This window comes from Pseudomonas sp. 6D_7.1_Bac1 (assembly GCF_025465945.1).
Lineage (GTDB): Bacteria > Pseudomonadota > Gammaproteobacteria > Pseudomonadales > Pseudomonadaceae > Aquipseudomonas.
This window is the reverse complement of sequence record NZ_JANLNW010000035.1, coordinates 21,673-33,373: the sequence shown is the minus strand read 5'-3', so window position 1 is coordinate 33,373 and position 11,701 is coordinate 21,673. Positions and strand designations below refer to the sequence as shown.

At 60.7% G+C, this 11,701-nt stretch carries 11 protein-coding genes; 6 read left to right on the top strand and 5 right to left on the bottom strand.

Annotated elements, in window-relative coordinates; all coding sequences use genetic code 11:
- Positions 1–60: 60 nt before the first annotated feature.
- Positions 61–1,026, top strand: a complete 966-nt coding sequence (locus NTD87_RS09445; RefSeq protein WP_262113474.1) for a GlxA family transcriptional regulator — start codon at positions 61–63, stop codon at positions 1,024–1,026.
- A 118-nt stretch (positions 1,027–1,144) separates the two neighbouring features.
- Here NTD87_RS09445 and NTD87_RS09440 read toward each other — a convergent pair whose 3' ends face one another.
- Positions 1,145–3,556, bottom strand: a complete 2,412-nt coding sequence (locus tag NTD87_RS09440) for a penicillin acylase family protein (protein ID WP_262113473.1) — start codon at positions 3,554–3,556, stop codon at positions 1,145–1,147.
- 102 nt (positions 3,557–3,658) lie between these two features.
- On the bottom strand, positions 3,659–4,243 hold the full coding sequence (locus NTD87_RS09435) for a DUF6436 domain-containing protein (RefSeq protein WP_262113472.1): 585 nt from the start codon (positions 4,241–4,243) through the stop codon (positions 3,659–3,661).
- A 109-nt stretch (positions 4,244–4,352) separates the two neighbouring features.
- Here NTD87_RS09435 and NTD87_RS09430 point away from each other — a divergent pair, with 109 nt between their 5' ends.
- Positions 4,353–5,306 carry an alpha/beta hydrolase gene (locus NTD87_RS09430; protein WP_262113471.1) on the top strand — a complete coding sequence of 318 codons (954 nt, stop codon included), beginning with the start codon at positions 4,353–4,355 and terminating at the stop codon, positions 5,304–5,306.
- Positions 5,307–5,438: 132 nt separating this feature from the next.
- Here the strand turns inward: NTD87_RS09430 and NTD87_RS09425 are convergent, their stop codons facing one another.
- Positions 5,439–6,191 carry a DUF2059 domain-containing protein gene (locus NTD87_RS09425; RefSeq protein ID WP_262113470.1) on the bottom strand — a complete coding sequence of 251 codons (753 nt, stop codon included), beginning with the start codon at positions 6,189–6,191 and terminating at the stop codon, positions 5,439–5,441.
- Between the two features lie 108 nt (positions 6,192–6,299).
- Between NTD87_RS09425 and NTD87_RS09420 the strand changes: the two genes are divergently transcribed.
- Together NTD87_RS09420 and NTD87_RS09415 are read left to right on the top strand one after the other, a co-directional pair.
- A complete protein-coding gene (locus NTD87_RS09420) occupies positions 6,300–6,932 on the top strand; it encodes a 2OG-Fe(II) oxygenase (RefSeq protein WP_262113469.1) in 633 nt (210 codons plus the stop codon).
- 2 nt (positions 6,933–6,934) lie between these two features.
- Complete coding sequence (locus tag NTD87_RS09415) at positions 6,935–7,438, top strand: DUF523 domain-containing protein (protein ID WP_262113468.1); 504 nt, start codon at positions 6,935–6,937, stop codon at positions 7,436–7,438.
- Positions 7,439–7,543: 105 nt separating this feature from the next.
- On the opposite strand, the gene NTD87_RS09410 is transcribed toward NTD87_RS09415, so the two are convergent.
- Entirely contained in the window at positions 7,544–8,212 is a 669-nt protein-coding gene (locus NTD87_RS09410) for a transporter substrate-binding domain-containing protein (protein ID WP_262113467.1), read from the bottom strand.
- A 132-nt stretch (positions 8,213–8,344) separates the two neighbouring features.
- Between NTD87_RS09410 and NTD87_RS09405 the strand changes: the two genes are divergently transcribed.
- Positions 8,345–8,782: a DUF4399 domain-containing protein gene (locus NTD87_RS09405; protein WP_262113466.1), complete on the top strand. Its 438-nt coding sequence runs from the start codon at positions 8,345–8,347 to the stop codon at positions 8,780–8,782.
- A 61-nt stretch (positions 8,783–8,843) separates the two neighbouring features.
- Here the strand turns inward: NTD87_RS09405 and serA are convergent, their stop codons facing one another.
- A complete protein-coding gene (gene serA / locus NTD87_RS09400) occupies positions 8,844–10,073 on the bottom strand; it encodes a phosphoglycerate dehydrogenase (protein ID WP_262113465.1) in 1,230 nt (409 codons plus the stop codon).
- A gap of 204 nt (positions 10,074–10,277) precedes the next feature.
- On the opposite strand from serA, the gene NTD87_RS09395 reads away from it, so the two are divergent.
- Positions 10,278–11,672 (top strand): FAD-binding oxidoreductase, encoded by a 1,395-nt coding sequence (locus tag NTD87_RS09395; protein ID WP_262113464.1) that lies wholly within the window; start codon positions 10,278–10,280, stop codon positions 11,670–11,672.
- The last annotated feature ends 29 nt before the right edge of the window (positions 11,673–11,701 follow it).

Below are 11,701 nucleotides of genomic sequence, written 5' to 3'. Positions count from 1 at the left end.
CTGCTACGGATCTTGTGATGGCTGACATTCATATCAATGCCATTGAAGGCGTTTCGTCCCATGAGTAAATCCGTTGCCATCGTGGTGTTCTCTGGCGTCCAGTCGCTGGACGTCACGGGTCCCATGGATGTGTTTTCCGAGGCCAACCGGTTCCTCGCGCCGGAGCATCACTATCAGTTGCACGTCATCGGGCTCGAGCACGGCGTGATGCCGTGCTCGAACGGTTTGGCGCTGCACGCTCATCGGCATTTCAGCGAGGCTTTGGAGCCTTACGATCTGCTGTTGGTGGCCGGAGGGCCGAGGTTGCCGTTCGAGGATTTCGGTGCGCCGTTCCATGGCTGGTTACGTGAGGCGAGCGCGCGTTCACAGCGCTTCGGTTCGATCTGCAACGGCGCCTTCATGCTGGCCCGCGCCGGGCTGCTCGAAGGGCGTACGGTGACCACGCACTGGAGTGATGCCGCCGCGTTGGCGGCGTTGTGTCCGTCGACCCGGGTCGAAGCCGATCGGCTCTATGTCGAGGACGCGGAGCTCTTCACCTCGGCGGGCGTCACGGCGGGGATTGATCTGTCGTTGTACTTGCTGGCCAAGGATCACGGCCCGCAAGTCGCATTGAGTGTGGCCAAGCGGCTGGTGGTGTTCACCCAGCGTTCCGGCGGGCAATCGCAGTTCAGCCCGTTTCTGACACCGCACGCCGAAGCGACGTCGCCGGTGGCGAGGGTTCAGCACTACGTGTTGGCCAATTTGACCGGGAACCTGGGCATAGCCGACCTGGCCACGGCGGCCAACATGAGCGCGCGCAATTTCTCGCGGGTGTTTGCCCGGGAAGCCGGAGTCACCCCGGCCGAGTTCGTTGAGCAGGCGCGGGTGGATGCCGCCCGGGTGATGCTGGAAAGCTCGCGGGCACCGCTCAAGACCGTCGCGTACCAATGCGGTTTTCGCGATGCCCAGCACATGCGCAGCGTGTTCAACCGCCGGCTTGGCGTGACGCCGCAGCAGTTTCGGCTGAATTTCTCGGCGATGGTTTGAGCGGTATTGTGGCGAGGGAGCAAGCCCCCTCGCCACAGGGGCTGGTGTCAGCCTTTCAAGGTGTCATGCGCCTCAAGCGCCCGCAGCGAGTATCAATAAACTCATCGTCTTTTGATGTTTATTGCGCCACCCGCGCCGGCAACAGCTTCAACGTGCTGCGGGTGTTGGCCGTCACTTCTTCCTCGTTGAAATGCGCCTGATGGTAGACGCCTTCGATGTAGGCCTCAGCCTGGTCATCGTAGTGTGAATCGAACGGCACGCCGCTTTGGCCGACCGGGTTGATGGTCAGGCCGTGGGCCGGGTCGGCGAAGTCGATGATCCGCCGGGTAGAAGGGCCGTAGGTCACAGGCCAGGGCGCCGGGCCGATCTTGGCCGAGAGGTTGTTCGGCACTTCGTGGCTGCCGGGGGCGTCGAACGGGCCGACGTTGAAGATTCGATCCAGCGGTTTTTGCATGCCCAACGGATGGCCGTGGGTCAGGGTGTGGGCCTTGCCCCATTGCCATTGCGACGGGTCAGAGCCCAGGGTGGTTTTCAGGTGGGCGAGGCTGGCCTGCCACGCGGCTTTGACGACGTCGGCGCGGGTTTCCTTGCCGAGCGTATGATGGTTGTCCCACCACGGTGAATCGGGGGAGGCGGCCAGCCGTGGCAACGCGGCATCGATCACTCGGGTCAAGAGCAGTGTCTCGAAAAAGTTGTCGCCGAGCTTGTCGTGAAACACCTCGTCGGTCAGGTTGAACACGAACTGGTTGAACAGCGTGGCACTGGTGGATTCCAGCGGGTAATCGCCTTTCCACTGGGCCAGTTGCTCCACCAGTTTCAGCTCTTGCGGGTCGCCGACCACCTCACGCAGTACCGGCAACAGCGGCGCCAGCAGGCGAGGGCCGTAGCCGGTGGTGGTGCCCAGTTGCAGTTTTTCGCTGGCGTCGATGTCCCACTTCACGTTCTTGTCGCTGAGCTGACGGTTGAGCTGCTGACCGCGATCCGGCAGGTTGTAATAGCCAGGGATTTCCATGCCCGTTGGCGAAACCGGCTGGAAGTTGGCCGAGACGATGTAACCGCGTGCCGGGTTTTCTTCCTGCGGGTTGGCGCTGAACGGGTAGAAGCCCTCCTTGTCGGCCTGACTGGTGCTGCCGTCGAGAATGAACTCCGGCTTGACCCCGGCCGGGCGCTTGGGCAGTTGTGCCGCCGCCCACCAGCCAATGTCACCCTTGGCGTTGGCCCAGACGATATTCAGCCCCGGCGCATGAACCTTCGCCGCCGCCGCACGGGCCTTGTCCAGGGTGTCGGCACGGTTGAGCTGGTAGAAGCCTTCGAGGATCGGGTTCTGGGTTTCGAGGAACGCCCACCACATGGCGATCGGCGTCTTGCCGGCGATGGTGCCGATCACGTCGTTGATGATCGGGCCGTGGGGCGACTGACGCAGCACTAACGTGACGGGTGCCTGGCCTTTCACGGCAATCTGCTGCTCGGTGTTGACCATGTCGACCCACTTGCCGTGATACCAGACCTGGTTGGCATTGTCCGGGTTGACCTTCTCCGCGATCAGGTCGAGGTCGTCGTTCTGGAACATGGTCAGGCTCCAACCGAAGTCCAGGTTGTGACCGAGGAAGGCAAAAGGCACCAATGCCTGATGGTGTCCGTAGAGCTCGAAACCCGGCGCCGACAGTTGCGCTTCGTACCACACCGACGGCGTCGAAAAGCGAATGTGCGGGTCACCGGCCAGCAGCGGCTTGCCGCTTTGGGTGCGAGTACCGGAAATCACCCAGGCGTTGCTGCCTTCGAATTGCGGCAGGCCGTTATCGGCCAGTGCTTGCTCACTCAGTCGGGCGATGGCGTTGAGGTCCTTCCAGTCAGTGGCGGAGAGCGTTGGAGCCTTGCCGGACTGACGCTTGGCCAGCACGCCTTTGGGCTGCCAGTCGAGGTCGAAGATATTCAGGAAGTCGCTGCCCAGCTGATCGCGGACATAGGTCAGCAACGGTTCGGTGCGAAACGCTGCGGCAAAGCTGTAGGCCATGTAACCGGCGACGCTGACGCTGTCTTCAGCGGTGAACGCGCGCTTATGGATGCCCAGTACGTCGAACTCCATCGGCGCGGCGTGGCTGTCCTGATACTGATTGATCCCGTCCAGATAGGCTTGCAGAGCCTTCCACGCCGGGGACTGGCGGTCGAGTGCGGCCACATAGCTTTCGGCGCGCTCGCGAATGCGCAGGCTGCGGAACAGTTTGTCGGTATCGATCAGTTTCGGCCCGAGGACTTCGGCCAGCTCGCCACGGGACAGGCGCCGCATGATTTCCATCTGGAACAGCCGGTCCTGGGCGTGCACGTAACCGAGGGCGCGATAGAGGTCGGTTTCGTTCTCGGCGCGAATATGCGGCACGCCGCGCTCGTCGTAACGCACGGTCACCGAGCCTTGCAGGCGCTGCAACTCAACCAGCCCCTGACGTGTCGGCTGCTTGCTGTACACGTACCAGCCAGCGCCTGCCGCGAGGACAACAAGTAGCAGGGCCAGTAGGGTCAGGACGCGTTTCATGGTGACTCCTTGTTCTTTAGGGTTGCCGCCAGCCGGGGCCGTCAACATTTAGCACAGACCTTGCGCGCCGGGCATCACCTTCCTTGAAAAGTCCGGAATGCCCTAACGTGTTTCGTTGGTCGTCGCCCAAGGACAGTAGCAGCCCACCGCGAGGGTATGCGTGGCATTCACGGGGCGGTCTTCGCTCAGGGCTTGCAGGATCGGTTCGATAAAGCTGTTGCTCGAGTTGCAGGTCAGGCCTTCGCTGTACGGCCCGAAATACGCCAGTTTGCCGCTGCGGTCCCAGATCGCTACCGCCGGGCTTGCGGGGATCTGCTCGGCGCCTGGCAGGGCGTCGAGGGTTTTCAGGCGACTCAAGGTGCTGGGTAACTGGCCGTGACTGCCGGGCTTCTGTACCGCGTAAAACTCGACGCCTTGCGGCACATAATGCTCAAGCAGTTCGGCCAGATGCTGTTGATTGCCGACGTTGCACGGGCAGGCCGGGTCCCAGAAATGCACGACGCGAATCGCACCGGGGCCTGCCAGATTGGCGGGAAGGCTCAGCGGATCGCCGGAAAACACCGCCGTGTGTGAGCTGAACGCTCGCAAGTAGCGCCCCTGAAACCAGTCATAAGCGACCCACAGCACGCCGGCGCACACAAGGGCGAGCAGACTGGCAAGCAGTGTCGTGCGGTAGGGCGGGTGCATACGCAAGCATCCTTGAAGGTCGCGTAGCTTGCCATGCTTGCCGCGACAGATGAATATCGCAGACCCATAAAGTCTGTTTTGCGCTCCGCGCTTTTCCTGGAAGTTCGTCATGCCTGCCACCTTCAATCCCGAACACCTGCGTGCTAGCCTGCGGCCCTTGGCCGAGGCACAGCCGTTGTCGGAGGAGGCCCAGGCGTACCAGCATTTTTATGGGCTGGATTTCCCCCTGCGCCGTGTGCCGGTCAAACGCGGGCTCGGCAGTTTCCAGGTCGATGGCTATCAGTTGGTCAGCCAGATCTGGTGGCCGCAACGGGCGGTGGCGACGATGTTCGTGTTCCACGGCTTCTACGATCACATGGGCCTTTACCGGCATGTGATCGACTGGGCGCTGGATCAAGGGTTCGTGGTGATTGCCTGTGATTTGCCGGGGCATGGGCTGTCCAGCGGCGAGCGCGCCAGCATCCAGGATTTCGCCGAGTATCAGGCGGCTCTGCAAGGCTTGTTCGCCGAGGCACGCTCTTTGGACCTGCCGCAACCGTGGCATTTGTGCGGGCAGAGTACGGGCGGTGCGATTGTGATCGACCATGTGCTGAACGACGGTGCAGACAGCCCGGCGCAAGGGCAGGTGGTGTTGCTTGCGCCGCTGGTTCGGCCGCGCTCCTGGGGCTGGTCACACTTCAGTTATTACCTGATGAGGCCTTTCGTCAAAGGCATTGCCCGGCGCTTCAGCGAGAACACCAACGACCCGGCGTTCTTGCCATTCCTGCAAGCCGATCCGTTACAGCCGCTGCGCTTGCCGACGGTCTGGGTCGGGGCGCTGGCGCGGTGGATCAAGCGAATCGAAGCGGCTCCACGCAGCAGTCGTCGGCCACTGATCATCCAGGGGCAGGCGGACATGACGGTGGATTGGGAGCACAACCTTGAGATGCTGGGGGGCAAGTTCGACCGGCCGCAGGTGTTGACGCTGCCCGAAGCCCGCCATCATCTGGCGAATGAAACCCAGGCATTGCGCCAGGAGTATTTCGGGTTTTTGACCAAGCGGATCAAGGGGAGAAATCTCTAGCGACCGTTATGACGCCATCGCGAGCAGGCTCGCTCCCACATTAGATCTATGGTGAGCACAGGTTTTGTGTACGAAGCAGATTCAGTGTGGGAGCGAGCTTGCTCGCGATGGCGATCTTCCAGACGCCGAAGCTTACTGACTGAGGCTCGACGTACTTTGCCCCACCGCCAGTCCCGCACGAATCGCCGCCAATGCCGCCCGATAGTAAGCCTTGCCTTCAGCTGACTCGGCGAACGTGGCGAACTCCTCCAATTCGTCATCCGACAGGTCGCGATAGACGTACAGCAGCGTGTTGTTCAGGTCGGAGCCGATCTGTTCCATCAAGCGCTGGCGCTGACCGTTCAGCATACCTTGGGCCTGACCGCCGCCGAGCAGGCCGGGGATCATCTGACTCAGGCTGTCGGCTGCCACACCGGCAATCGCCAGGCTGACTTCAGCCCCCGCTTCGCGCGCCGGCAGTGCCTGGGCCAAATGACCAATAATCAACTGACGGGTATCGCTGGCTTCGACTTTCGGCAGGCCTTTTGCGTTTTTTGCCAACTGGTCGCGGCGGGTTGCCAGCAGCTCGGCGGCAATGATTTTGCGCCCCAGGGGTGACTGGAAAAACGCCAGCGCCGGTTTTGGATCGGCGAGATTTTTGCGCAGTTGCGCTTCGGCCCGACGGTCCATGGCCTGCGGGGCAAAGCGTTGATTGCTGTTATTGACCAGGGCCTGGAACACTGCGGGTGGCAGGCTGCCTTGGTAGCGCTGCTGGGCGGCCGTGAGGGCATCGTTAAAATGCGCGCGTTGGTCTGGCCAACCGGCGACCTTGTACAACTGGTCGTGGCCGTCTGCCCAAGTGGGCAAAGTGCAGAGCATCAACAGTGAAAAAAGCAAACGGCGCATAAGGACTCCTGTCAGCAGGCGACTATTCTCCGTGTGGGGTTACGTCTTGTCGAGAATTCGTATCAGCCCGCTAGGTGGCTCTGTCGGATTTCCTGGCGCAGGAATACTATGCGCGCCATGCAAATACCCTCTGATCACCCGCTGCTGTTACGTATCGTCGACGACCTGGCTGCACGCGGCTGGTCGCAGCAAAACATTTTCCTGCCCCAGGCGCTGACCCTGGAACTGGCGGCTGAGTGTCGTAAACGTGCGGCTGAGGGCGAGTTGGCGCCGGCGGCGGTGGGGCGCGGACCTTTTTCGGAGATTCGCGAAGGTATCCGCGGCGACCATATTCAGTGGCTCGAGCCCGGGCAAGTCGACACCTGCGACAGCTATCTGGGGTTGATGGACAGCCTGCGCGAGGCGATGAACCGTAGCCTGTTTCTCGGGCTTGAGGATTTTGAAAGCCATTTCGCGCTGTACCCGCCGGGCGCGTTCTACCTCAAGCACGTCGACCGCTTTCGTGACGACGACCGGCGCATGGTTTCAGCGGTGATCTACCTCAACGACGCGTGGCTGCCCGAGCATGGCGGCCAGTTGCGGATGTACCTGGAGGAGGGCGCCCCACACGATGTGGTGCCCACCGGCGGTTGCCTGGTGGTGTTCCTGTCGAGCGAAGTACCTCATGAAGTCCTGCCCGCGACCCGCGAGCGCCTGTCCTTGACGGGCTGGTTTCGCCGGCGCGGCAACGAGCCGTTCTGATCATGCAGAAAATTCTGGTGAGTCGCTGTCTGTTGGGTCACCGCGTGCGATACGACGGCGGCGCCAGTGGGCCGTTCAATCAGCTGGAACAGTGGATCGCCGAAGGTCGGGTGATCCCTTTGTGCCCGGAAGTCGCCGGCGGTTTGCCAACGCCACGGGCAGCGGCCGAGATCCCTGGCGGGCAAGGCGTTCAGGTTCTCGACGGTACTGCGCGGGTCATGACGACGGAGGGCGAGGACGTCAGCACCGAGTTTCTCTCGGGGGCCTATCAGGCATTGGAACTGGTGCAAAAACACGCCATCCGCATCGCCGTGCTCAAAGCCAACAGCCCGTCTTGCGGCAATCTGTTGACCTATGACGGGACCTTCAGCGGGGTCAAAGTCAGCGGCGAGGGCGTCACCGCTGCCTTGTTGACCCGTAATGGAGTGCAGGTGTTCAGCGAGCTGGAGTTGGCTGAGGCCGCGGTCGCGTTGGCTGAGCTTATCCAACAGTCTTCACATAACTAATGTGGGAGCGAGCCTGCTCGCGATGAGGTCATCACATTCAACAATGATGTTGACGGTCAGGCCGCTATCGCGAGTAGGCTCGCTCCCACATTGATCTCCATTGGATTACGGTTTTGGCGGCTGGCTCGCATCCATGCCGAACCATTTCTCCGACAGCGCCATCAGCCGGCCGTCCGCCTTGATCCGTTGCAGTGCCCGGTCCAGGCTGGCCTGGAATGCCGGGTTACCTTTCTGAAACGGAATCGCCAGGCTCAAGGTCGGCCCGACCTTGGCGCCTTCATTCACCGGTAGACGACTGTCGCGGCTGGCGTAGGGGATCGGCAAGCGATCGCTGATGGCCGCGTCGATCTGTTTGTTTGCCACGTCTTTGAGCGCCAGCAAAGTGCCGAGCGGGCGTTGTTCTTCCTGGCGAACGATCAATTGTGCGCTTGAATAACTATAAGGCTCGCTGAAGTCGAAACGATCCTTGAGCTCCGGGGTCAGTGCTATGTGGTTGATGGCGACGTCGTACTTGCCGCTCTCGACCCCCGGCAGCAGATCGGTTGCATCGGTGACGACGAAGTCGGCGCGCACATCCAGCTCGTTGGCCAGCAGTTGGCCCAGTTCGACTTCGAAGCCTGTGAGCTTGCCGTCTTCCTTGAAATTGAACGGTGGAGTGTTGGCTTCAAGTGCAATGCGCAGTTCGCCACGGTCGTTTACATCGTCGATCAGTTCAGCGTGAGCAAAAGGGCTCACAAGGGGCAGCAACAGTATCAGGCCAGGCAGAAAGCGCATGGTCACTCCTTGAATTCATTATGTGCGACGCGCTGTTTCGGTGCGCTTTACCAGGGTGTTGAGGTGCTTCGACAACGAATTGCGACGAAGTTGTCACAACCGTAAAGATTAAGTCCAAAACTGGAGAAAAGAATGAAAACCTTTATGTCACGTGCAGTTCTCGCCGGTCTGATGCTCAGCGCTTCAATGTTGGCGGGCGCCGCGGACATCCCCCGTACCAAGGCCCCTGAGGGTGCGAAGGTGTATATCGTTTCCCCGGCGGACGGTGCGACCGTGGATAAAACCTTCAAGGTCAGATTCGCGGTTGAAAACATTGCCCTGGCGCCGGCCGGCGATCAGACCGCACATACCGGGCACCACCACTTGCTGATCGACGTTGGCAAATTGCCGGCCGAGAACATGCCGATCCCGGCGGACGCCAACCACCTGCATTTCGGCAAGGCCCAGACCGAAACCGACGTGACCCTGACGCCGGGCAAGCACACCTTGCAACTGGAACTGGGCGACAAGAACCACGTGCCGTTCGACCCGCCGATCATGTCGAAAAAGATCACCGTGACCGTGAAGTAAGTAGTTTCCAGGCATGAAAAAGGGAGACCCGAGGGTCTCCCTTTGTATTGACGCTTGAGCGTTAGAACAACACGCGGCAACGAATGGTGCCGTTGATGTGTTGCAGCTTCTCTTGCGCCAGGTCCGAGTACTCGGCGTCGACGTCGATCACGACGTAGCCGACTTTCTCGTTGGTCTGCAGGAACTGACCGGAAATGTTGATACCGTTTTCGGCGAAGACCTTGTTGATCTCGCTCATCACACCCGGGATGTTCTCGTGGATGTGCAGCAAGCGGTGCTTGCCAGGGTGAGCCGGCAGGGCCACTTCAGGGAAGTTGACCGAAGACACCGACGTACCGTTGTCACTGTACTTGACCAGCTTCTCAGCCACTTCCAGACCGATGTTGGCTTGCGCTTCAGCGGTGGAACCACCGATGTGCGGGGTCAGGATCACGTTGTCCAGGCCACGCAGCGGGCTTGCGAACTCTTCATCGTTGGAGCGAGGCTCCACCGGGAATACGTCGATGGCCGCGCCGATCAGGTGCTGGTCCTTGATCGCGTCCGCCAGGGCGTCCAGCTCGACCACGGTGCCACGAGCGGCGTTGATCAGGATCCCGCCCTTCTTGATGGCGCGGATTTCTTTCTCGCCGATCATCCACTGGGTGGCAGCGGTTTCCGGTACGTGCAGGGTCACGATGTCGGACATGCCCAGCAGCTCGTGCAGGTTGCCGACCTGGGTGGCGTTACCCAGTGGCAGCTTGGTCACGGTGTCGTAGAAGTACACCTGCATGCCCAGGCCTTCAGCCAAGACCGACAGTTGTGTACCGATCGAGCCGTAACCGACGATACCCAACTTCTTGCCGCGGATTTCGAAGGAGTTGGCCGCGCTTTTGATCCAGCCACCACGGTGGCAGGAAGCGTTTTTCTCAGGGATGCCGCGCAGCAACAGGATCGCTTCGGCCAGCACCAGTTCGGCCACCGAACGGGTGTTGGAGTACGGTGCGTTGAACACCGCGATGCCGCGTTCACGCGCAGCATTGAGGTCGACCTGGTTGGTGCCGATGCAGAAACAGCCAACAGCCACCAGTTTCTTCGCGTGATCGAAGATTTCTTCGGTCAGTTGAGTACGGGAGCGAATGCCGATGAAGTGAGCATCAGCGATCTTTTCCTTCAGCTGGGCTTCCGGCAGAGAACCCGTGAGGTACTCGATGCTGGTGTAGCCCGCCGCCTTGAGGACGTCGACAGCCGATTGGTGGACGCCTTCGAGAAGAAGGAACTTGATCTTGCTCTTATCGAGAGAAGTCTTGCTCATCTGCGTAAACCTGTGTCCCGGAGAAAAATGGCAGGGAAGTAGCCAGCAGACGCTGACCCGGACGGCAGGAAAGCCGTCGCCGCAGAACAGCCTTTGGGCACTATCCTGCGGGGGCGGTATGCTAGCATATGCACCCCGAAAACACTCATTCCTGCGACGTGAAGCGTACTCAGGATGACCATGAATTGTTCGAGAGTTCTGTCGATGACCAATCCCGCCCTGATTGAAGAGCTGAAGACCCTGGTTGAGCCTGGCAAGGTGCTGACCGATGCCGACTCCCTGAATGCCTACGGTAAGGATTGGACCAAGCATTTCGCCCCGGCCCCGACGGCCATCGTGTTCCCCAAGACCACCGAGCAGGTCCAGGCCATCGTCCGTTGGGCGAATGAGCACAAGATTGCGCTGGTGCCGTCCGGCGGACGCACCGGGCTGTCCGCTGCTGCCGTGGCGGCCAATGGCGAAGTGGTTGTTTCCTTCGACTATATGAACCAGATCCTCGACGTGAACCTGACCGACCGCACCGCCGTCTGCCAGCCAGGCGTGGTCACTGAACAACTGCAAAATCGCGCCGAAGAACACGGCCTGTACTACCCGGTGGACTTCGCTTCTGCTGGCTCCAGCCAGATTGGCGGCAATATCGGCACCAATGCCGGCGGGATCAAGGTGATTCGCTACGGCATGACCCGTAACTGGGTCGCTGGCATGAAAGTCGTGACCGGCAAGGGCGACCTGCTGGAGCTGAACCGCGACCTGATCAAGAACGCCACCGGCTACGACCTCCGTCAGCTGTTCATCGGCGCCGAAGGCACCCTGGGTTTTGTGGTCGAAGCGACCATGCGCCTGGATCGCGCCCCGAAAAACCTCACCGCGATGGTCCTCGGCACTGCCGACTTCGATTCGATCATGCCGGTGCTGCACGCCTTCCAGAACAAGCTCGACCTGACGGCGTTCGAATTCTTCTCCGACAAGGCCCTGGCCAAAGTCCTGGCGCGCGGTGATGTGCCGGCGCCGTTTGAATCCGATTGCCCGTTCTACGCGCTGCTGGAATTCGAAGCGACCACCGAGGAAGTGGCCAACCACGCCCTGGAAACCTTTGAACACTGCGTCGAAGAAGGCTGGGTGCTCGATGGCGTGATGAGCCAGAGCGAATCGCAGCTGCAAAACCTCTGGAAACTGCGCGAATACATCTCCGAGACCATTTCCCACTGGACGCCGTACAAGAACGACATTTCGGTCACTGTGTCGAAAGTCCCGGCATTCCTGAAGGAAATCGACGCGATCGTCGGTGAACACTACCCGGATTTCGAAATCGTCTGGTTCGGCCACATCGGCGACGGCAACCTGCACCTGAACATCCTCAAGCCGGACAACCTCAGCAAGGACGAGTTCTTCGCCAAGTGCGCGACCGTCAACAAGTGGGTGTTTGAAACCGTCGAGAAGTACAACGGTTCGATCTCCGCCGAGCATGGCGTGGGCATGACCAAGCGTGATTACTTGACCTACAGCCGTTCCCCGGTTGAGATCGAGTACATGAAAGCGGTCAAAGCGGTGTTCGACCCGAACGGCATCATGAACCCGGGCAAGATCTTCGCTGTTTGAAGCAGCGAATCAATAAGGCAGGAGTCGGT

Coding starts and splice junctions, on each gene's coding strand:
- NTD87_RS09395 (WP_262113464.1), top strand. CDS start 10,278: ATGACCAATCCCGCCCTGATTGAAGAGCTGAAGACCCTGGTTGAGCCT.
- NTD87_RS09425 (WP_262113470.1), bottom strand. CDS start 6,191: ATGCGCCGTTTGCTTTTTTCACTGTTGATGCTCTGCACTTTGCCCACT.
- NTD87_RS09440 (WP_262113473.1), bottom strand. CDS start 3,556: ATGAAACGCGTCCTGACCCTACTGGCCCTGCTACTTGTTGTCCTCGCG.
- NTD87_RS09445 (WP_262113474.1), top strand. CDS start 61: ATGAGTAAATCCGTTGCCATCGTGGTGTTCTCTGGCGTCCAGTCGCTG.
- NTD87_RS09415 (WP_262113468.1), top strand. CDS start 6,935: ATGCAGAAAATTCTGGTGAGTCGCTGTCTGTTGGGTCACCGCGTGCGA.
- NTD87_RS09410 (WP_262113467.1), bottom strand. CDS start 8,212: ATGCGCTTTCTGCCTGGCCTGATACTGTTGCTGCCCCTTGTGAGCCCT.
- serA (WP_262113465.1), bottom strand. CDS start 10,073: ATGAGCAAGACTTCTCTCGATAAGAGCAAGATCAAGTTCCTTCTTCTC.
- NTD87_RS09435 (WP_262113472.1), bottom strand. CDS start 4,243: ATGCACCCGCCCTACCGCACGACACTGCTTGCCAGTCTGCTCGCCCTT.
- NTD87_RS09430 (WP_262113471.1), top strand. CDS start 4,353: ATGCCTGCCACCTTCAATCCCGAACACCTGCGTGCTAGCCTGCGGCCC.
- NTD87_RS09405 (WP_262113466.1), top strand. CDS start 8,345: ATGAAAACCTTTATGTCACGTGCAGTTCTCGCCGGTCTGATGCTCAGC.
- NTD87_RS09420 (WP_262113469.1), top strand. CDS start 6,300: ATGCGCGCCATGCAAATACCCTCTGATCACCCGCTGCTGTTACGTATC.